Below are 20,870 nucleotides of genomic sequence, written 5' to 3'. Positions count from 1 at the left end.
GGAGTAAGCAAGCTTGCCCAAATTTGAGCTATTATAAACTAAAGAAAATAAATTATAATGAACTAAAAATAAGTTACTTATGCTTAGTCGATTAATTTAGCGGGGAATAATTCGGGTTAAAAAATTCATCTGTGAAAAATTGCGGAATTTGTGGCTAAAATCACCAATCATCCATTCCCAAACGATATTGGCGGTTCTTGAAACACGAAGCCAGGGAGATTTCTTTAAACATCCTGAAAATATTCTTCCAGAAAATACAGTAAACGGTTCTGTGCATTGCCCTGCGAACCAAAGACGGATAGCAACTGCTCCCCCCTGACATCGAAGAGTGCCCAATGTGGGGTGCCTTCACAATTGAGCGCATCATAAAGCTGATGGTCGACATCAATAAATAATTCGAAGGGTGCCTGAGCTGTTCTGAAAATGGACAACAGCTCCTGTTCATTGTGGGCCGCACGTTTTCCAAAATTGCTATGGACGCCTACCACTTTTAATTCGGGAAATTCCTGATTCAGCTGGTGGGCAAAAGGTATCGCCCGACCGGTACAACCGAGACAGTCATTATTATAAAACAATAGCAATAAAAGCTTGTGATCCTTCACTATTGATGTGATAGACTCCAATGAGATTGACAGAGATTCCATACCACAAAGAAAATCGTTTTTTCACTTGGGAAAAAGTAAAGCAGATTACCTTCTAGTGGATTATCTTCCTAAATCTCCATTTTCAATAATGGTATTCCTGCTGATTCCAGCGTACCATTCCGCTACCAATCATCCCATTTTGAAATTCTCTTAGCTTCTCCGCTACCCCACTTTCTAAATTCGTGATTTTTTGCTCAATGCGGTCATGAAGCTCCTCTAAGTCCTTTAAAGTCTGTTGCTGGCGCTCCCGCTTAATTTCCAAAAACACAATCTGATCCTGCGCCAACTGAACTTCCTGGGCACTAACTTTATTGGCTGCAATTTTATTTTGAAATTCCGCTATATTATTATTAGCCAGTCCAATAAAATCTTTCGCACGAATAATAAGATGCTCCTTATTTACTAATTGATGGCGAAGGTGCTGAAGTTCTTTTTCTTTATCTACTAAATATTTTTTAAAAGCCGGTACATCAAATCCTTTGATGTCTTGCTGACGATCTACTTCCGTGAATACACTCATAATCCTGATATCTTTTATTATGGTGTTTACCAAAAATTAACGGATAGGTTGTATGTTCCATCCAAAAATTAAAGATGGATTTAAATAATTTATTCTCAAACGATTAATTCCCAGTAGGAATTCAATACCGCATTAGAATTGCCAAATTTCGATCCTCTCTACTTTGATTCCATTTGATGGGTATTTTTGGGCTATTCGTTTAGCGCATCACAGAAAGGACAAGCTCGAAGAGTAAATTCAAAAAATGTCCATGGACAATTTTAATTTTTTAAGATAAGACACCACTTAAGCAGGCCAATGTCAGGTATTTCCATGCATTCACCTTCCATACATGCATTGAAATCCCGGGTCCACAGGCAAAATTTGCCAAATGCTTTTGATCCTATATGATTTTTGAGGCTTATATAGTACGCTCCATCTGCTCCCATAAAAAACATTATTATCCATACTTCAAGGTCTTCTTATTGAGCCAAACTAATGGGGATATAGGAACTAGTTCGACTTAGCCGACAAAGTGAAAATAAGTACCTTATTAAATCGCCTTCCAAATGGATTTTTGTTCCCGAAATTTTATTTTTCCCTACTCCACCATGGGTTTTCCCCAAGCGTAAAATCTTTTGTAAAAACCTCTCCGAGTTCCGGAAAAAAACATTTCAATTCATTTGTAACAGCTGCAGTCTGAAATCGCTCTACCGGTTCTTTCCAATGGTGTAAAGCCAAAGAGAACCCTCCCCAATGAACCGGTACTGCTATTTTTACACCTGCATCCAGCGCCGCATGCACACTTTCTTCCGGAAACATATGAATATCGTGCCATTGCTGGTGATATTGTCCACACTCCATAAAACCAATGTCAAATGGCCCCAATTGCGCTCCCACTTCATGGAAATGATCACCACGACCACCATCACCACTCCAATAGATGTTCTCCATTTCACTCTTAATTACCCAGCCTCCCCATAAAGACTTGGCCCGATCGAGTACCCCACGACCGGAAAAGTGTCGAGAAGGTGTGAAGGTAATCTGCAGTCCTTCGAATTCCGCCTGCTCCCACCAGTCAAAGGGTTTTACTATTTCTTTTGGAATCCCCCAATATTCCAGGTGACGGGAAACGCCCAGGGCCGTCCACCAGTTTTTTACCTTGGATTTTAACTTCATAATACTGGCCATGTCCAGATGGTCATAATGATCATGGGTAAGCAGCACCAAATCAATGTCGGGAAAATCATCAATTATATCCAGTGTATGGTCAGAGAAGCGATCCGTTGAAAAAGGGGCGATTGGGGAGGCATTAGGGCCAAGCATGGGATCTATTAATATGATCTTCCCTGCAATTTGTATCAACAATACCGAATGCCCGTACCAGACGAAGCGGGCCCGTCCATCATTCTCCAAAAAAGCATCAATATCCAGCTTTTTTACCGGCAAAACCTGCTGAGGGCGTCGAATCGCTTTATCTGAAAAATTTTGCTTTAATAATTTAGGTAATTCTTTCAGGTTAATGGCCATAGTAGTCTCTTCCAGATTCTGAAACTTACCCGCATTCCAATTAGGAGATTTTTCGTATCGCTGAATATCATCTTTGCGAGGCTTCCCCCCGAACTGCGCTTTGAATGCCTTCATATATTCGGTATTTAATTCATTTATAATCCAACCAAAAGGAAGCCATTAAGATGAAATAATGCAATAAATATTTCGCTTTTCCCCATAAAAACCGCACTGAATTCAAGAATAACACAAAAACAACCTTACTCCCTATAAATTCAGGAAAAGCCCGGACACTTGCTCAATTTTCATTTGTTTTACATTTATGCTTGGCCTAAAAACTGTATTTTGCCACAAAGACAGAAGATTTATGTTTAAAAATATCGCTTTCCTTATCACCGCCCTTTGGTTAACCATTATTCCCGCTTTTGCCCAGCAACCATCGATCACAGAGATCAATGAAAAATTTTACCGTCTGGATCGGGACCTTCAAAAGGAAATCAGCTTTAAAGTCTATATACCGGAAGTCGCACAACTTTTCGCTAAGCTTGCTCCAAAGTATTTGGCGGAGGGGGAAGATGTAGTGGCCAGCCAATTGCAAAACCTTACCGTAAAAATTCACTATGACTTGCTAAGCCAGGAAAGCCAATTCGAACTTTCTGAATTGGATATTGCCGAAAATGAAATTGAGGGCCTTGGCCAAATGAAAGCCGGTTACCTGCAGGCAGCGGAAGGTGCTTTTGTGCTGATAAAAGAATATTTCATGACCGACTTTCTGGATGCTCCCGCGAATAAAACCAAAATTAAAAACATTGAAAATGGCATTCAGGTAAGCCTGGAAAAGGAAATGCAAAATGATGAGATCTCGATCACGCAGGATTATTCCAGCATCAGTGTAAACTCCAGCATGCCGGATGGCACCAGTATATTTGCCCAAATTAGGACTTTACAATTAGACCAATGGCTGTTCCTGGAGAAAATCAATATGGCGACCCCAAAAATGACCTCCACGGTGAATTTTCAATTTGAAAAAACCAATGGTCGTTACTGGCCTGCCTCCAGTCGACAAAGTGTCAAAATGGGCGAAATGATGAATGTCCAGATTGATGTCACTTATTTGGACTGGAAAGGAGAATAGACCTATTCCCATATTACTTTTACAAAAGGAGAATGTGCTTCCAATTGACGAAGGGCTTTCTCCTTTTTCTTTTCATTTTTGGAGGCGATGGCAGAGGATGGAACGATGACCTTATAACCATGCCTGACCAACGACTTTACTGTTTTCCTGACACAGCCTTCTGCAAATAAGCCTACCACGACTACCTGCTCGATTTGCCTTTCCATAAGTGCCTCTTTCAATGCTGAATTGGATAGCGCATCGCCTTTAGATTTGGAATAAAGCTGATCAGAACACAACAACAAGCGATCATCCAGCTCCACTCCTGCTTCACCTGCTTTGGAGACATTTCCGGTCATCCAGTTTTTGATGGGGGCATGCCATTCATTCACCACATAAAAAACCAAAGTACTATCCTTTTGGGAAAATTGGTATTCCAGCCCATTAATCCCCTCGAAGAAGGTCGATATGGAGGACAGCTCCACATGCATGGGGGAATCTTCCCGCAGGAAATTGCTTTGAACATCGATCACTAATAAGGCAGATTCCTGTGCGACCAGCTTAATCGAGCACATACATAGGCAAAGGAAGATAAAACACCACTTTTTCATCATTAACTATTTTGATACGCGCACAAGTAAATGGAAAAAAAAGTTTAGCGCATTAACAATTGTTAATGGTGGTGTACAACATGGTCTTTTTTGATATTCGGAGAGATTTTCACCCCATACACCCGCATACCAGAACTTCCACACCAGATAATGCACTGGTAAAATATCACTTTCCTGAAGTGGAATCACAGGAAGTTAAGCTCCCCTGATTCTGGTGGAAAAAACATCCGTAATCGCCCTGGTGGGTATTGAAGTTAAATTTATGGGATAGATTTTTTAAACTTAGTAGTACCTCATGCTGGTTAGAACTTTATACCCTATTTCCGAAAACCTATTTAAAATGATGTACCTCAATACTTTGCACCTAAGAAAAGAATAAATGTTTTTGTAAATTAATAGTCTACCAACCATATCCCGCATGAAGCTCATCTCCCGCAAGCAATTTTTAGCGCAATCCAAAAAATTCGGCCTTTACTTTGCCTTTAGTAGTTTCGGCTGTTTGGATGCCTTTGGGCTAAAACCGCCCTATAAGAACATTCAGCCCTCTCCTACGGAAGAAGATCTATTTTCCTATATCACACAAATTGCTGGTCAATTTGATACTGATCTTTTTAAAAAACTATTAGGGGCGGCCAATGAATTTAAGGAAGGAGATGACCTACTGGGCATCTCTGCTGAAAATCCACAACAGCGGGCAACAGCAAGAAAATTACTCTCCAATACTAAAATTGGGTCGCTGGTTCAACATCCTATTTTCGAGGATGATTTATATCGATTGATCCTAAAGACCACCTTATACGATGAAAAATATCAGGACTGGACGATGGGCGACCTCAAAGCTTTTATCCTTGAAGAAGATGAACAGGCCATAAAAGCGGTAATGCCCTACCTGAGTAGTGACGTGATCGCCTGTGTCGTCAAACTCATGAGCAATCAGGAACTCATCCAAACCGGCAGTAAAATTTTCAATGTTTTGCCCAACAGTAAAATTGGTAGCAAAGGATATTTAGGGGCGCGTGTGCAACCGAATTCTCCTACAGATAATACGGAGGATATCATTTGGCAGGTATTCAATGCCTGGTCCTTTGCCGTAGGCGATTTACTTTTAGGCACCAATCCTGTTTCCAGTAATCCGGATTCGGTCGCCAAAATTGAAGCCGCACTGCTTGATGTGCTAAAAACCTTCAATCTTCAGGGTCAAATGCCCAATTGTGTACTTTCCCATATCGACATCCAAGCGAAGGTAGAGGAAAAGCATCCGGGAAGCACTGGCATTTGGTTTCAAAGTCTTGCAGGAACCGTCGAAGCGAATCAAACTTTTGATGTGACCATCGAAAAAATGATCCGATATGCGAAGCAGCGCAATGGTCAATATGGTTTATATATTGAAACGGGGCAGGGAGCCGATTTCACCAACGGACATGGAGAAGGTTTTGATATGGTGATCCATGAAGCGCGAAAATATGGCTTTCTAAGGGCACTGAAAACCTATATGCCACAAAATGACCAGCACCCTCCTACCTCCTTTTTGAATAATGTGGCCGGCTTTATTGGCCCTGAGGTTTTCCGAACCAAGGAACAATTAGTCCGATGCTGTCTGGAAGATATTACCATGGGAAAACTCCACGGCTTAACCATTGGACTGGACATCTGCTCCACCCTGCATATGGACATCGACCTGGACGATTTGAACTGGTGCATCGATGAAATTATGCCCGCCAATCCAGCCTATTTCATGGCCTTACCGACTAAAAATGACCCCATGTTAAGCTACCTGACTACTTCCTTCAGTGACCATGTACGGGTACGGGAAAAATTCAATTATAAGGTCGATGATACCATATGGCAATTTTTTAAAGATTTGGAAATTATTGGGGAAGATGATCTACCTACCGCGCACTTTGGAGATCCGATTTGGGTGTATTATCAATATTGTAAGCACAAGAACGATCACCGAAGTAAAGAGGATATTTATGCCGAAGGCCAAGCCGCCATTGAGCGCATCAAAGCCAGAGGCGTTAACATTGCAGAAGGTTATGGGGAAAATTATTGGGATTTAAATCCCGGCTTAGCTGCGGAAGTAGAAAGTTTATACCAGGATGCAAAAGTGAGCATTTGGACAGAAATGAATGCTGATTTTGTTTTATCCATCCCTGCTGCTTTGAGGGTATTTACGGCCTCAACTGACCGCAAGGACTATGTTTACCATCCGGAGAGTGGAGAAAAAATAACGAGTCAATCGCTAAGCGCTTTACGAGAAATGCGAACGAGTTGGAAAGGCGAAAGTCCCGAAATTCAGATCATTATTTCGGATGGCTTAAACGCCCGGGCCATCATGGATGATGGGCATCTATTTCCTTATTTGGAACATTTGCAAAATGAATTGGCCGTTAATAATTACCGCTTGAGCAAACAGCCTGTCATCATCAAAAATGGACGTGTAAGGGCAGGCTATCACTGTGGGCAACATATTTTTGGTGAGGCAGGAAAACAGCAAGAAAAGCGCGGGATCATCCACATTATTGGAGAACGCCCCGGCTCCGGACATCATAATTTCTCCGCCTATTTAACTGTTTCGAATAAAGACCTTTGGGCTAAAGGTGAAATCGACCATGATATTACTCGTGTCGTTTCGGGCATTTCAGATACGGCTCTTCAGCCAAAAATAGCCGCAGCAGAAACGGTCAGTATTATTAATCAATTATTCCACCAAGCCTAAGCCGGCCGGATTTCCGAGTAGAGCGGTTCGTTATCTCCACGCCCCCTCACAGATCCGTACGAGCGGATTTCCCGCATACGGTTCCTCCTAAATTGGTTTCGCTTTCTGAAAGCTATAAAACTGATCGGCACAAAGCATTAAGCGATCATCAAGCCCTACCCCCTCCGTATCTGCCTTTGATACATTTCCGGCAATCCAATTTTTAACCCGAATTATTCACCACTAAATTAAGCAATTCACCTTATCTGATTTATCATCAACTCAATACATTCCTGCGGATTTTTTTATAGCCCAAATTTGGGCAATATTGCTTTCTCCTCATTCTTCTGCTTCATTGGAAAAAACTCGAAACAGGAGGCTATTCCTTCATTTTTCCCTCCTTGCAGCTAAAAGAGGATTGAATCCGGACTAAGGGCGAATGCCATACATTCAGCACATAAAATATTAAAGTACTGTCCGCTTCGGCAAAAATTTCGCTCCTGCTTATGAATGGCTTCAAAGAAAATCTCCACTGCGGCCAAATCCACATGAATAGGGGATCTTCCTTAAGGAAATTAGTTTACAAATCAATCACCAATAGGGCGGTATTTTGAGCAGAGGCCTGACCTAGCCAATAACAAATAACATAAATCACTACTTTTTCATTTTCCATTAATTTGATTTATTCCCAATTAGGCAGAAAATTAAATACCCTGCATTAACATTTGTTAATGGAGATTCCAGGAGTTTTTCCCCTCGGCCAAAATGGGAATAATTTCCTGAGATAAATATTGAAATGGTTTCCGCGTGCCATAGGAGGTAAAAATACAGATCGCCTCAAATTCCGGCAAAATAAAAATAAACTGTCCTCCCGCTCCCCGCGCAGAAATAACTGCAATCTCCTTTTCATTATAACGCTCAACATGGCGCCACCAAAAATATCCGTATTCATTTTTTCCATTTTGAGCATATCCGTCCGTCATTTCCTTTATCCAAGAGGAAGATAGAAACTGATGTTCTGCAAATTTCCCCTGCTCTAAAACTAAAATTCCTAATTTAAGCATATCCCTGGAGGTAAGATCCATTCCTGCGGGAGCTTTGGTCATCCCTTGTGGGGTGGTTGAAAAAGCAGCTTGAATACCCATTGGCATCAATAATTTTTCATGTAAATATTCTTCCATGGTTTTCCCGGTCTGCAGATAAAGGGCGGAACTGAACAAGGACGGATCAATCCCCTGATATTTGTAGGCAGAACCAGCAGGAAGGTATTCTGCCTCCTTAAAAATCTGACGCCAAAGCTCTATATCTTCCTTTACTGTGGCGGGTTTAAAATTTTTCGGTAGTCGAATACCAGATTGCATCGTGAGTGCATCTTTCATCTTGATTTGGAATGCAGCTTCCGGCAACTCTCCCTGATCAAAAGGAAAATATTTCAAAACAGGGTCTTCCACCGAATGAAAAATACCTTCCTCCAAAGCCAGGCCTACCGCCAGAGCCGTCATGCTTTTCGTAATTGACATTTGGTAATGAGGACGGTCAATTGCAGAATAAGCAAAATATTGCTCCAGTCGAAGTGCCCCTTTTTGATAAAAAAGGAAGCTGTCCACAGCTCCTTTCTGGCGCAATTGATTTGGCTTTTTACCTGCCAATAATTCTTTCTTAAAACGCAGGTTTTCTGTAGAAATATCCGTTAACATCGAATTGAAATCCGTGGATTTCAAAGCCAATTCTTCCAAAGGCTTCACCAAAATATCGTCCGGCAGATGCGGTGGTTTATGAAACGGTCTCTCTTTTTGTTGAGACTGAAAATCTGATAATCGAGGTTGACCTGTTCTGGAAGGAGGTGTTAATTGAGCTACCTCCTCTTTTAGTCCATCAGACTCTTGCGCTTTTGCAGCGGTTGCTCCCCAAAAAAAGGAGACGAAAATCGTTAAAATTGACCAGGTTTTCATAAATCATCAATGTTGTTATTTCAAGTTCAACATTCTGATAATTAGGATCAAACCATATCAAAAAAAACGCTATTTTGGGATAATAATATAAAAGAAAAAAAGAACCATCCTGTCCTCTCTATACCCCACCGCGTAACCGACTTAGTGAAATATTAGTCATGCCCAAAAATGAGGCAATCATCCCATGTGGGATCTGTTGTTCCAAAAGGGGATATTTGGAGCGAAACCACTGAAGCTTTTCCTTCCCTCCACAACTGGCCAATATTAATTCCTTCTCCACCTTTTCACTTAATTCCTGATGCAGTACCGCATTTCCCCAGTTGCGGATTTCCTCCTCTTCCACCATGAGGTTTAAAAATTGATCCGCTGGTAATTCCAGTATCTCCACCCCGGAGAGGCATTCCATTTGATATAAAGATTTTTCAAACTTTACTCTGCTGGTCTGTGGAGGTAAAACAACAGGGCCGATATAAAAGCCCAAACTGATCTCCTCTCCTTTTTCCGATAAGATAAAGGAACGACAAATTCCGGCTGTCAGGAAATACTCTTTATTATTACTGCTCCCTTCCTTACAAATTAATGTCCCCTTTTCCAATTGAACAAGCGACGCCAAATCCGTAATCTTTTTCAGGTTGGCCGAAGAGACCTCTCCATAAATTTTAATGATGGATTGAAGAAGGGAAAGATTTAACGACATGGCAGGAAGGTTCGAAAATAAAAAAGCAAGTTATTAAAAATCGGTCATAAAAAAACCGGAACCAAAAATAGCCCCGGCCCTTGAAATGCGATATCAGATATACTTAGTTGATCACGATGTCAACTTTATCTTTAAATGCTACGGTCATTACTGCTTCCTTACAAATTAATGTCCCCTTTTCCAATTGAACAAGCGACGCCAAATCCGTAATCTTTTTCAGGTTGGCCGAAGAGACCTCTCCATAAATTTTTATGATGGATTGAAGAAGGGAAAGATTTAACGACATGGCAGGAAGGTTCAGAAATAAAAAAGCAATTTATTAAAAATCGGTCATAAAAAAACCGGAGCTAAAAATAGCCCCGGCCCTTGAAATGCGATATCAGATATACTTAATTGATCACGATGTCAACTTTATCGTTAAATGCTACGGTCAAATGCAGCTGCTTGCTTGCCTCGTCATAGAATGCACCACCTTTGGCAGCCCACTTCTCTTTCGATTTCTGCACTTTTACTTTCTCACCATTTACGGACACCTTTTTCGCTTCCGGTGATTGGTGGACAATCAAAGTCGTCTGACGCTCCGCAGGAGCTCCTACATAACCTTTACCGGTCTTCTCCAATGCAATTTTCAAAGCATCACCCACCTGATCAGCTTCAAATTTCAGTAATTGAAAATCCCCCTTGGCAATGGCATCTTTCGAATGGCCATCATCCTCATACATTTCTCCTTTGGCTTCTTCCACGGAAGGATCAGCAAAATAATGCAGGGTCAATTTTTCAGTATTATAAAATTCAGTGCTTTGGAAAACCTCCGCCATCGGTACAAAGGATCCTGCCTTCACCATTACCGGCAAATGCTTAATATTTGTAGGCAATGAAATCTCCTGACCGCCATCAAATACCTGATCGGTATCGAAAGTAAACCAACGGTGACCTATTGGCAAGTAAAGCTTTTTGCTTTGCTGTCCTTTTTCACGAACCGGCGCTACCAGGAAGGCATCTCCCCACATATAAGCATCCACATAGTCGATCAAATCTGCACGATCTTCTTCGAAGAACAATGGGCGCATCAATGGCATACCCGTAGTGTGGTTATCATAAGCCAAAGTATAGTTATAAGGCATCATTTGGTATCTCAAACGAATAAACTCACGGGCAATGGCCTTGGTTTTCACATCCCAAAATACCGGCTCTGCGGGCACTTCTTCCTGAGCGTGCGTACGATAAACCGGGTTGAATACGCCAAATTGCAACCAACGCAGGTATAATTCAGGATCCTCATAAGTCCCCGCAAAACCACCCAAGTCAGAAGACATATAAGCTGCTCCTTGTAGTCCCATGCTCAAAGAAAGTTCTACCTGTGGCCATAAACCACCCCAGGTACGGTTCACGTCTCCCGTCCAGGGCACTAATCCATAACGTTGAGAACCCACAAAGCCGGAACGCATCAAAATCAGCGGACGCTCATTTGGAAAATCTTTGGCATATCCATCGTAGACCATTTTCGCCCACTCATGTCCATAAATATTGTGCACCTCATCAGCAGAACCATTCACATGCTGCAAACCAGCAGGATGAACCTCAGGCTCTCCCAAATCGCCCCACCATCCGCCAACACCAGCATCAGTATGCTTTTTGTAAAAAGACCAGAACCAATCTTTGGCCTCAGGTTTGAAAATATCCACCAAACCGGTGTTTCCGAAGAAGAAATCAAACTTATAAGGATTCCCTAAAGTATCCGTTCCCAAAACTTTATTTTCCACCGCTGAGTCCCAGGTCTTACAATTGGTCAGAATGAAAGGTTCGGTAATCAAAATCGTTTTAACACCATCCTCTTTTAGGTTCGCCATCATTTGTTCGGGTTGCGGAAAGCTGTCCGGTTCCCAATCCAAATTCCCCATATGACCGGTCAGGTCTTTACCTTGCCAGAAAAGATCAATCACGATACCATCCAATGGAATTTCCTCGGTTTTGTATTTTCCGGCGGTCATTTCCACTTCTTCCTGGCTGTGATAGCCCATACGGGAAGCAATGTTCCCCAGTGTCCAACGCGCCGGCATAGGGTTACGGCCAGTCAAAGCCGTAAAATTATTCATAAGCTCCGGATAATCTTCTCCAGCGACAACAAAGTAGCTCATGTTGCCACCCATCGCTTCAAATTGAAGAATATTGGATTCCGTAGCGCCAAGATCCAGAAATCCTTTGGCGCCATTATCAAAGATCAAAGCGTATTTCTCCGAAGAAACCAACATCGGCATAGAGTAATACATCAATTCCGCATGTTTCTCATAACCATAGGAAGCACGGTTGTACAACTCTAAGCGGTGACCACGGCGATCCATGCCCAATACACGTTCCCCTCCACCGATCAGTTTTTCATTATCCTGTAATTCAAAGCGGAATCCGGCCACAGAATCCTGATCAAAGAAGCCTTTCTCTTCAGATAGGATGACCTTTCCATCGCGTACAAAGCTTAGGTGAAAGGGCTTTTTCTCTAATATCACCGATAAATCATCAACGGAATAAATCAATTGCGTATCCGTTTCTTTTACCTTGGTTTCCGTACGTTCGGGAGCACCTGCCGCCGCATTCACCGGAAAAGGCAATGCCTCTCCATTGGCTAAAAAATCTACCCGAAAGGAAGATGCGCCATAGGGCGTAATATGAATTTTCCCATCATTGGTGTTAACCTCAAGGTGATCAGGATGATATTGGTACCCCTGATATGCGCGTTGAGCAAATACCTGTCCTGTGAACAGGAAAGCGACAAACAGTCCAGTAAAAAGTCTATTTAACATACCATTTTAATCTTGTATTGTAAATAACAAACCAACTCCCCAATTCATAATTTAACAAAATTTAGACGGAAATATCCCTGAATAATCACAACAATCGTTTGATTTCGGGCAGATCATTAAAAATTCCAAAAAGAATCATACAAATCAATTATTATTTTCGTTTATATTGCGACTTTACGTGAGGAAGTAACGAAAATGGAGATGAAAAACGATACCGGACAAAATGGGCTTATTAATATTCACTCGGGATACCCAACTCCTGCAGTTATATTAAATATTCCCAATGCTAAAATTTTAGATTATAATAAGAATGCACTTCAATATCTCAGTGAAGAGTTTACCGGAATTTTAATCCAAGAAATCCTTCTCCATTGTCAGCAAAATCAAATCGAAACGGATAGTCCGGCCGTTGAGTTAGCGCTTCAGCTTCCACAATCCAAAACACTTCACCCCTTTCGAATTTTCTATCAGAAAATATCAGTGGAAGATTGTGTTGTTCAATTTTTTCCACAAAAAATATCTAATGCTTCGCTTTCTTTGATGCCGAGCCAATTAGAGACGCAGTTGGTCAGTATTATTGAAAGCACGGAGGACATTATTTTTTCGCTTGATAATCAATTCTGTTACACGGCTTTTAACCGCAACCATTTCCTGACCATGAAAAAGATTTATGGGCTGGATATTGAAATTGGTAAAAACGTTTTGGAATATATGCGGGTAAACGGAGACCATGTCAAGGCAGAAAGCGATATCCAGCGTGCATTGGATGGGGAGTCTTATTCCATCACGCAGGTATATGGCAATGAGCTTTATGAGCGCACCTATTTTCAGGCGAACTACAACCCCATCATCATGGATGGAAAAGTGACCGGATGCGCAGTTTTTGTGAAAGATATTTCAGAGGAAATGCGCTTTCAGGAACAGTTAAAAGCCCTGAATAGGGATCTACAGACACAAAATGAAAAACTACGCGAGCTTAACCATATTAATTCGCATAAGATTCGTGCAAAGTTAAGCAGCATCATCGGGCTGTCGCAATTGTTATTGGAAGATTGCCCGGAAAATGAAAACATACAATTACTGCTTCAAAGCGCCAATGAGCTGGATGATCAACTTCATGAAATGAATGATGTCCTGCACCAAAGAGAAAAGCCCGTCTTTGAACAGGCCTCCCCTTTGGCGGTATCCAATGTTTGGATGATTGACGATGATCCGCTGCATCATAAAATCTCCACCAAAATGCTGGAGTTGCTGGACTCGGGCCTAAAAGTAAAATCATTTCTTCGTGCGGATGAGGCATTGGAGGAACTACAAAACAGCCAAAGCCTTCCGGACATTATCTTTCTGGATATCAATATGCCGTATATGTCCGGTTGGGAGTTTTTGGAAGCTTTTGAGGAACGTTCTTTTAATATTAAAATTCATATGTTATCCTCCTCCATTGATCCGGATGATGAAAATAAGGCTTCTAATTTCAAACCTGTTTCAGGTTTCACCTCCAAACCTTTAACCCTGGAACGCCTGAAATATCTTTTAAGTAAAAAGGAAGAATAGTAATGGAAAGCTAGCCCTGATTTTCGATCACTTTAAAGAATTCTTTTTCAAAATTTTCACTGGCCATCTTTTCTGAGATGGCCTTTGCATTTTGTGCGTATAGGGGATTAGTCCACAGATCCAAAACCTTCTTTTTCAATACCTTTTCATTAAGCTTAGCGATTGGAATACCCCGCGGACCAAAAGCCTGGGCTGAAAGTTCCCGATCCCATACGAACTGATCAATAATATGCGGAATGATCAAGGTCGGTAAAGCATTTTTTAAAGCCAAATGCACCGTTCCACTTCCTCCATGATGCACCATAGCCTTCATATGAGGCAGAATAAAATCATAGGGTACCTGATCCACAAAATGCACCCTCTGCTGATCATAACTTTCAGGAACCACTAATCCGCCAGCGGCGGTATTAATAAGAGCGGGAATTTGCAATTCCTTCAGGACCTGAAGTACAATGCGGGTCTTCTCCTCCGGAGCGGGATTGGTCATACTTCCGAACGTAATGAATAAGATCTCCTTATGCCGGTCCAAAAATGCCAGTAATTCCGCTGAGGGCGTGAAATGAATTTCCTTGGGCCGCTCAAAGTAGCCCATTACGCGGCGGTGTTCAGGCCACTCCTGGGGTTTGGGAAATAAGTAAGGAGAAATAGTATAGATCACCTCATTATTTTTCAGATAATGAGTAATGGCCTGCTTGTCAAAGGGCTTGCTCTCCTTAAGCCATTCCTGTGCTTTTAGCAAGGTTTTTACTAAGCCAAAACGGGCCAAAGCAAAGGTTTGTCGGTTCCAGAATGGTCCGAAATTGCGATTAAAAGCAATATGACTATGATCCCTCACCTCATGCAAATACAAAACAGGGCTCACCTGAATGGCCCTATGGTGTGGTTGCATCCCCCATAATACCGGGACCATGACTTTGGCATTGTATAGGATCAGTTCCGGATGAAGTCGGGAAATGACTTCCTGCTGAATGAGCACCATGTCTTTATTTATCTTTCCCTGTTGCATGGCTAACTGAATGTAGGCCAATATTTTGGACCAGAATTCCCCACCTCCTCCGAGCGCGCGCTTCCCCACCTCACTATCCAGCATTTTGATAAAGGCCTCCCCCATAGAGTGAAAGGACAGGCCTTCCTCTTGCGCTAATGGCTCAAATTGTGCCGGCATCATCAAATGCACTTCATGTCCTCTTTGTACTAACAATTTTCCTATAGCCAAAAAAGGCTCCATATCTCCACGGGTGCCTATGGCAGTCAAGAGTATCCTCATGCAAAATTGATTTAAACTTTATAATTCCTGATCCCAAGTAAACAGAAACATCTTTTTAAAAGTAATAATGATGTAAAGATGGTTAAAATCCTACCCGAAAATGCTTAGAAGTCTCCTATTTATTTTTTTATCACTTTCCTTTTCATGTACAGGCCTAAAAATCATAAAAAATGCCAATTCCTATGATGTGCAATATCATTCATTTCAACAAGGAGGAAGGACCATTACCGTCATTCAACAGAATTTATTAGGACAAAAGCCCTATATACAAAACCTCCATCAATTAGTAGAAAACCAAAGGATAAGTGGTAGCCAGATCATTCAGGAAGAATTCAACTATGTACTCCCTGACTCCACCGATTTAAGGAAAGTTCGAAAGCTATATGGCTACCTACCCACCACCGGATCCTATGACCTTTTAGCGGAAGATTTACTGAAAGACCGCTACCAATTATCTGTGGAGCAGTATGCAGAAGCCGACTTAGCCACTATTAGCATTCGAGCTAAAAAAATAGTTCAAGTGTATGAATCTCAATATAATGCTATTCCATTAACACAGGAGGATCTCAATACCCACATCAGTTCACCCATTAAAAATTCTCTTCCTGCAAAGGAGCGGAAAGAGGTGATTAAGCAAATCCGTCTTGAATATTTTGACAAAAGTTTAGAAAAATATCCAAATAAAAATTTATGCTTGATTTATGATGAAAAATTAGGCAGCCTCAGCAAAATTTTCAAGGAACAAATTCAGGAACGAACCACCTATAAAAAACACAGTACAAAAAAAAAGCCCGGATTCATTCAACCTATAACAGCTGATTCTTTAAGGAAAATCAGCAATACGCATATCAGATATAATGGGTGGATCGATGAAATGAATGCTTATTTGCACTTTAAAGTAGCTTTAATCGAAAATGCCGAATTATTTATTCTTGACCCGGTAGGTGATGAAAAGTTTGATTTCATTCCGAATTCAAACCAACGGTTAAAATTTCAGGTCAATTACCGTGGCTTGGCAGGAGGCTTTTCCTACACGCCCCCATTCTTCACCTCTAATCAGGATCGGGATATCAAAGGCAAAAGCAGTGGCTATGATCTGGACTTTTCTATTATAAGAACCCATTGGTTTCATAATTTTAGAACGCGCCGGATAAAGGGTTTTTATCTAGACAATACGGCCGACTTCCTACCACAATGGCAATTTGGCGACCCCTATATTCAAAAAAATCAATTGCGATACAGAGCGTTTGAGGGGGCCACTGGTTATAAATTTAATCCTAAATTTTCTCTGCGGGCTTTATCCACCCAGACAGAACGACAATTAAAAAGCGCAGGTAGTGGGATGGTGATTTCACATTATCGATATTTCCAAACGCAGGATGCTGCAGACACCCTTTTGCCTGTTCAGATAAAACAATCCGATAATATTGAAATCGGCTTAAACTATGGTTATTTCCACACCTTTGTTATCCACAAATCCATTTATATCAGCGCTGGAATTGCCCCGGGTTTTGGATTGGTCTACAGCTGGTTACAAAAACTAGAAGAAGAACAGCTTATTAGAGATCAGGACTATGGGGTTCTGTTTCGCATTGATGGTCGAATAGGAATTGGAATTAATGGGGAACGCTATTTTGGGGGCCTGTATACGCAATTTGCCAGTGGCGCCTTTATAGAAGAAAAAGACATCTACAACACGAGTAGTCGACAAAGCCTCCAATTTTTTGTAGGTTTCCGATTCAATCCACCACGCGCCATGAGGATGGTGAAATTTTAAACGGTTAATTTTAAATATTTATAATCGTATATTAAACAGGAATATTTTATATTGAGCCCTGTAATTTTATTTTAATCTCATTATAAATGACTCGTACATTATTCCTGTTTTTTTATCTAAGCTCCGCTCTGACGGCCTTCACTCAAAGCACGGATCCTAATCTTGTTGGACATTACATCTTACCGAATGGTGAGCCTATATATGGCTATCTAGGCATGATGGACAACCCTAAAAGCAATTTTACTGAAAAGGCCTATTACGGTCAGGAGTTTACACCGGCAAAACTATACTTAAGTTCGGAGGAAGCCCCCATTTACACCAAGGTGAAGGTTTCCTTTGGGAATTATAAACTGAAATATTTAGAAGGTTATAATACCCCCAAGCTTGATCCACTTCAAAAATATAGTGTTGTGATTGGGGAAGACTCTCTATTTACCGATCATGACCCCCAGATATGGAATGAAATTCTTTCCGGAAAGGATAATATGGGACTACTGAAAAAAGAATTTCAAATGGGTTCCTTCATGTTTTACATTGCCCTGAAAAAGAGTTCCTTAAGTAAAAAATCGGAGCCAATGAAAAAATACCTGGTTTGTAAAGACATGGAAACCCAGCAGGCTTATGTATTAAATGGGAAAAACTTTGATCATGATATTTTCAATAAAATTATTTTAAATAGCCCTTCCGTTTGTTATGAATTGGGGATCCCCTATACGGAAAAGGGAAGGTTAAAAAGTTTGTATGAACGAGAAAAAGTCCTAAAAAATTTAATACCACACAAACCAGACCTCCAAGAAGGTTATTTCAATTCTATCAGTAGCTTCCCATTTTTTTCAAAGGAAAAATTAGTGGCGAATGGAGATCAAAATCTTGATAACCTTATTACCGCATTAAGAAATGATTTTCATGCCATCAATGGAATCAAAACCTATTTTGACCAAAACTGGTCCATGGTGGAGCATCAGGAGGAAGCAACCTATTATACCGAGACAGAATTATTAAGTCCTGCGGGTACCTGGAGCAAATCCACCTACCTTTTGGCAACCGACCAATTGGTCACCAAAACCCTGGAAAAAATCATTGATCAATCAGAAGGATTGAGCAAATACCCAAAACTTTATATCGAAAAGCTTACCACGGAGTATTATTACCCCAATGGCGCTCCATTAAAAACAATATACTTTACCTCCACCGAAAACAATCATGATTATTATTTGGAAGTTAGTCCTAAAGGGGCATTGCAATTAAATCCGAACCAACGTGCGGAAAAAATTATACATACCTATCATCCCAACGGGAAAACCCATTATGTCTATTATGTAACTAATAAGAACAAAGTTAAATATCATGCGGTGTGTGATCAGGTGGGGGCTATTTTGTTTAATGAAAAATCATCCGGGATAGAAACTTTCAATGATCCCTTTCGAGGTCTCACTTTCACCAGAACCTTTGAAAAAGGAAAATTGAAATCCTCCGTTTATAAGAAAGGGAATATCCGGGTAGAGCAAGTAAGTAAAGCCTATGTGAGTCCATTAACGCTTATTGGTTCTATGTTTCAGGCAGAATACAGCGTCTTTACCACTGCAAATGCGCTCCCGTTTAAAAGAAATGGTAAAACCATGATTGCGGTAGACATTGACAATAACGGAGAGGTGATCCAATACGCTAAAATAACAGATGGACTTCACCCTAAATTAAGCGAGCGGTTTACTCAGGCCTTTGATAAAGCCCCCTATGCTAAAGACTTCTTTGCTCGAAAAAAACGAATTAAGCATGCGGATCAATTGGAATACGTCTATACGTTAAAGTATCTGGCCCAGCCCAATGAAGGAGTTATTAATTCATACAATATGATGTTTCACCAGCAAATGATGCAGCAACAAATGATGATGCAAATGAATAACATTCCTCAACCCAGCATTCCTAATTTCTAAAATTAAAGCACTAATCCCCCATCAGGCAATGGTGGGGGAAACCATATTTTTCCGGCGCTATGCTCGGGTATAGTGCAAATCTGGTGGTCAATTCCGATTCCACTTTTGCCATCTCAACCATAAAAAAACCAGCCACTAAGGGCTGGTCTTATTATGTTAAATATCAATTAGCGCTTAATAGCACTTTTTTTTAAATCATCATTGATGCAAGCTTTCCTTAGGCTCCGGCACCGGCCAACAAATAAAGTACTGCCATACGAACCGCTACCCCGTTCTCAACCTGATCCAAAATAATCGCCGCATCGGAATCCGCCACATCGGAATTCAATTCCACTCCGCGGTTAATCGGCCCCGGGTGCATAATCACGATTTCCTTGTCCAAGGAGTCCAAAAGTCCTTTATTGATGCCGTAATACTGAGAATACTCTCTTAATGAAGGAAAGTATTTCAACTGCTGACGCTCAAGCTGAATTCGTAATACATTGGCCACATCACACCACTGTAATGCCTTTCGAACATCCAGCTCTACCTTCACTCCCAAAGATTCCACATATTTAGGCAAAAGGGTCTTGGGTCCACACACCATCACCTCAGCGCCTAATTTCTTCAGCGCAAAGATATTGGAAAGGGCTACTCGGGAATGGACGATATCTCCAAATAAGCACACCTTTTTCCCGGCCACATCGCCCAATTTCTCCCGAATCGAAAAGGTATCCAACAAAGCCTGAGTGGGATGCTCATGAGTACCATCACCTGCATTCACAATGTTGGCATCAATATGTTTGGACAGAAAGTGAGGTGCTCCGGGACTGGCGTGACGCATCACGACCATATCCACTTTCATAGAAAGGATATTATTCACCGTATCCAAAAGGGTTTCGCCTTTTTTCACCGAACTATTACCTGCCGAAAAGTTTACCACATCTGCACTCAAGCGCTTTTCTGCCAATTCGAAAGAAAGGCGGGTGCGGGTAGAGTTTTCGAAAAACACATTGGCAATAGTAATGTCCCGTAGTGATGGTACCTTTTTTATGGGGCGATTAATCACTTCTTTAAACTGATCGGCAGTTTGAAATATTAGATGCAAATCCTCCGGGGTAAGGTCTTTGATCCCTAGTAAATGTTTGGTACTTAATTGAGACATTAATCCTGAGTTTTTTCCGTAAGCCAAATTGAATCTTCCTGATAATCCTTCCCTTTCAGCTCAACCTCTATGCGTTGGCTGGCGACAGTATTCACATGCTGCCCGACCACATTCGGTTCAATGGGAAGGTCTCTGGTATATTTCCGGTCTATCAGCACTGCCAGCTCCACAGCCTGCGGTCGACCAAAAGTGATCATCGCATCCATAGCAGCGCGGACGGATCTACCGGTATACAATACATCATCAACCAGGATGACTTTCTTGTTCTCAATTAGAAATGGGATGTGAGTGGTGTTCGCCTGTAGAGGTTTCTCTCTCCTGCGGAAATCATCACGATGAAAAGTGATATCAAGGTAGCCCAGATTTATAGGGCGACCGATGTTTTCCTCCAGACACGTCTTCAGACGTTCGGCTAAAAAAACACCACGGGGTTGAAGCGCCAAAATTACGGTGTCTTCAAAGTCTCCGTGGTTTTCAATGAGTTGCTGAGTCATTCGTTGGATGGTAATATCCAACAATTCACTACTGAATATCTTACGTCTGTTCATAGCGAAAGCAAATATAATAAGGTCTGTTTTTTTATACCACTAAAGCGCGCATAAAGCCGCATCAAAATTTTAAAATTGCCGTGCACTTCACCAATAGCGCTTATTTTCTCTCTGCCTTTCAAGC

Annotated in this window: 16 protein-coding genes; 5 read left to right on the top strand and 11 right to left on the bottom strand. The window is 41.3% G+C overall.

Going from position 1 to position 20,870, the window contains the following annotated elements:
• Positions 1-224: 224 nt before the first annotated feature.
• The 3 genes from AAA970_RS07655 to AAA970_RS07645 form a co-directional block, all read right to left on the bottom strand.
• Positions 225-644 (bottom strand): TlpA family protein disulfide reductase, encoded by a 420-nt coding sequence (locus tag AAA970_RS07655; protein WP_338236615.1) that lies wholly within the window; start codon positions 642-644, stop codon positions 225-227.
• Positions 645-726: 82 nt separating this feature from the next.
• A complete protein-coding gene (locus tag AAA970_RS07650) occupies positions 727-1,164 on the bottom strand; it encodes a hypothetical protein (RefSeq protein WP_338236614.1) in 438 nt (145 codons plus the stop codon).
• 570 nt (positions 1,165-1,734) lie between these two features.
• Entirely contained in the window at positions 1,735-2,787 is a 1,053-nt protein-coding gene (locus tag AAA970_RS07645) for an MBL fold metallo-hydrolase (RefSeq protein WP_338236613.1), read from the bottom strand.
• A gap of 232 nt (positions 2,788-3,019) precedes the next feature.
• On the opposite strand from AAA970_RS07645, the gene AAA970_RS07640 reads away from it, so the two are divergent.
• Positions 3,020-3,787 (top strand): hypothetical protein, encoded by a 768-nt coding sequence (locus tag AAA970_RS07640; protein WP_338236612.1) that lies wholly within the window; start codon positions 3,020-3,022, stop codon positions 3,785-3,787.
• 2 nt (positions 3,788-3,789) lie between these two features.
• On the opposite strand, the gene AAA970_RS07635 is transcribed toward AAA970_RS07640, so the two are convergent.
• Positions 3,790-4,380, bottom strand: a complete 591-nt coding sequence (locus AAA970_RS07635; protein WP_338236611.1) for a cysteine hydrolase family protein — start codon at positions 4,378-4,380, stop codon at positions 3,790-3,792.
• Positions 4,381-4,795: 415 nt separating this feature from the next.
• On the opposite strand from AAA970_RS07635, the gene eutB reads away from it, so the two are divergent.
• Entirely contained in the window at positions 4,796-7,096 is a 2,301-nt protein-coding gene (gene eutB, locus AAA970_RS07630; protein WP_338236610.1) for an ethanolamine ammonia-lyase subunit EutB, read from the top strand.
• 707 nt (positions 7,097-7,803) lie between these two features.
• Here eutB and AAA970_RS07625 read toward each other — a convergent pair.
• From AAA970_RS07625 to AAA970_RS07610, 4 genes are all read right to left on the bottom strand, one after another.
• On the bottom strand, positions 7,804-9,027 hold the full coding sequence (locus AAA970_RS07625) for a serine hydrolase domain-containing protein (RefSeq protein WP_338236609.1): 1,224 nt from the start codon (positions 9,025-9,027) through the stop codon (positions 7,804-7,806).
• A 118-nt stretch (positions 9,028-9,145) separates the two neighbouring features.
• Positions 9,146-9,724, bottom strand: a complete 579-nt coding sequence (locus tag AAA970_RS07620; RefSeq protein ID WP_338236608.1) for a Crp/Fnr family transcriptional regulator — start codon at positions 9,722-9,724, stop codon at positions 9,146-9,148.
• 103 nt (positions 9,725-9,827) lie between these two features.
• On the bottom strand, positions 9,828-10,010 hold the full coding sequence (locus tag AAA970_RS07615) for a hypothetical protein (RefSeq protein WP_338236607.1): 183 nt from the start codon (positions 10,008-10,010) through the stop codon (positions 9,828-9,830).
• Between the two features lie 103 nt (positions 10,011-10,113).
• Positions 10,114-12,522, bottom strand: a complete 2,409-nt coding sequence (locus AAA970_RS07610; RefSeq protein WP_338236606.1) for a glycoside hydrolase family 31 protein — start codon at positions 12,520-12,522, stop codon at positions 10,114-10,116.
• 201 nt (positions 12,523-12,723) lie between these two features.
• On the opposite strand from AAA970_RS07610, the gene AAA970_RS07605 reads away from it, so the two are divergent.
• Positions 12,724-14,076, top strand: a complete 1,353-nt coding sequence (locus AAA970_RS07605; protein WP_338236604.1) for a response regulator — start codon at positions 12,724-12,726, stop codon at positions 14,074-14,076.
• Positions 14,077-14,086: 10 nt separating this feature from the next.
• Here the strand turns inward: AAA970_RS07605 and AAA970_RS07600 are convergent, their stop codons facing one another.
• Positions 14,087-15,343 carry a glycosyltransferase gene (locus AAA970_RS07600; protein WP_338236603.1) on the bottom strand — a complete coding sequence of 419 codons (1,257 nt, stop codon included), beginning with the start codon at positions 15,341-15,343 and terminating at the stop codon, positions 14,087-14,089.
• A 187-nt stretch (positions 15,344-15,530) separates the two neighbouring features.
• On the opposite strand from AAA970_RS07600, the gene AAA970_RS07595 reads away from it, so the two are divergent.
• A complete protein-coding gene (locus AAA970_RS07595) occupies positions 15,531-17,120 on the top strand; it encodes a DUF4421 family protein (protein WP_338236602.1) in 1,590 nt (529 codons plus the stop codon).
• 86 nt (positions 17,121-17,206) lie between these two features.
• Positions 17,207-19,054 carry a hypothetical protein gene (locus tag AAA970_RS07590; protein WP_338236601.1) on the top strand — a complete coding sequence of 616 codons (1,848 nt, stop codon included), beginning with the start codon at positions 17,207-17,209 and terminating at the stop codon, positions 19,052-19,054.
• A gap of 217 nt (positions 19,055-19,271) precedes the next feature.
• Here the strand turns inward: AAA970_RS07590 and AAA970_RS07585 are convergent, their stop codons facing one another.
• Together AAA970_RS07585 and pyrR are read right to left on the bottom strand one after the other, a co-directional pair.
• Positions 19,272-20,198 (bottom strand): aspartate carbamoyltransferase catalytic subunit, encoded by a 927-nt coding sequence (locus AAA970_RS07585; RefSeq protein WP_053404863.1) that lies wholly within the window; start codon positions 20,196-20,198, stop codon positions 19,272-19,274.
• Positions 20,198-20,746, bottom strand: coding sequence for a bifunctional pyr operon transcriptional regulator/uracil phosphoribosyltransferase PyrR (gene pyrR, locus AAA970_RS07580; RefSeq protein WP_053404862.1), 549 nt, complete (start codon positions 20,744-20,746; stop codon positions 20,198-20,200). Before pyrR ends, AAA970_RS07585 begins: the two co-directional genes overlap by 1 nt.
• Between the last annotated feature and the right edge of the window lie 124 nt (positions 20,747-20,870).

Source organism: Persicobacter diffluens (assembly GCF_036244895.1).
Lineage (GTDB): Bacteria > Bacteroidota > Bacteroidia > Cytophagales > Cyclobacteriaceae > Persicobacter > Persicobacter diffluens.
This window is presented reverse-complemented; position numbering and strand designations above follow the sequence as displayed.

Excerpts from the sequence above, each read along its gene's own strand:
- AAA970_RS07655 (WP_338236615.1), bottom strand. The coding sequence starts at position 644 with ATGGAATCTCTGTCAATCTCATTGGAGTCTATCACATCAATAGTGAAG.
- AAA970_RS07650 (WP_338236614.1), bottom strand. The coding sequence starts at position 1,164 with ATGAGTGTATTCACGGAAGTAGATCGTCAGCAAGACATCAAAGGATTT.
- AAA970_RS07645 (WP_338236613.1), bottom strand. The coding sequence starts at position 2,787 with ATGAAGGCATTCAAAGCGCAGTTCGGGGGGAAGCCTCGCAAAGATGAT.
- AAA970_RS07640 (WP_338236612.1), top strand. The coding sequence starts at position 3,020 with ATGTTTAAAAATATCGCTTTCCTTATCACCGCCCTTTGGTTAACCATT.
- AAA970_RS07635 (WP_338236611.1), bottom strand. The coding sequence starts at position 4,380 with ATGATGAAAAAGTGGTGTTTTATCTTCCTTTGCCTATGTATGTGCTCG.
- eutB (WP_338236610.1), top strand. The coding sequence starts at position 4,796 with ATGAAGCTCATCTCCCGCAAGCAATTTTTAGCGCAATCCAAAAAATTC.
- AAA970_RS07625 (WP_338236609.1), bottom strand. The coding sequence starts at position 9,027 with ATGAAAACCTGGTCAATTTTAACGATTTTCGTCTCCTTTTTTTGGGGA.
- AAA970_RS07620 (WP_338236608.1), bottom strand. The coding sequence starts at position 9,724 with ATGTCGTTAAATCTTTCCCTTCTTCAATCCATCATTAAAATTTATGGA.
- AAA970_RS07615 (WP_338236607.1), bottom strand. The coding sequence starts at position 10,010 with ATGTCGTTAAATCTTTCCCTTCTTCAATCCATCATAAAAATTTATGGA.
- AAA970_RS07610 (WP_338236606.1), bottom strand. The coding sequence starts at position 12,522 with ATGTTAAATAGACTTTTTACTGGACTGTTTGTCGCTTTCCTGTTCACA.
- AAA970_RS07605 (WP_338236604.1), top strand. The coding sequence starts at position 12,724 with ATGAAAAACGATACCGGACAAAATGGGCTTATTAATATTCACTCGGGA.
- AAA970_RS07600 (WP_338236603.1), bottom strand. The coding sequence starts at position 15,343 with ATGAGGATACTCTTGACTGCCATAGGCACCCGTGGAGATATGGAGCCT.
- AAA970_RS07590 (WP_338236601.1), top strand. The coding sequence starts at position 17,207 with ATGACTCGTACATTATTCCTGTTTTTTTATCTAAGCTCCGCTCTGACG.
- AAA970_RS07585 (WP_053404863.1), bottom strand. The coding sequence starts at position 20,198 with ATGTCTCAATTAAGTACCAAACATTTACTAGGGATCAAAGACCTTACC.
- pyrR (WP_053404862.1), bottom strand. The coding sequence starts at position 20,746 with ATGAACAGACGTAAGATATTCAGTAGTGAATTGTTGGATATTACCATC.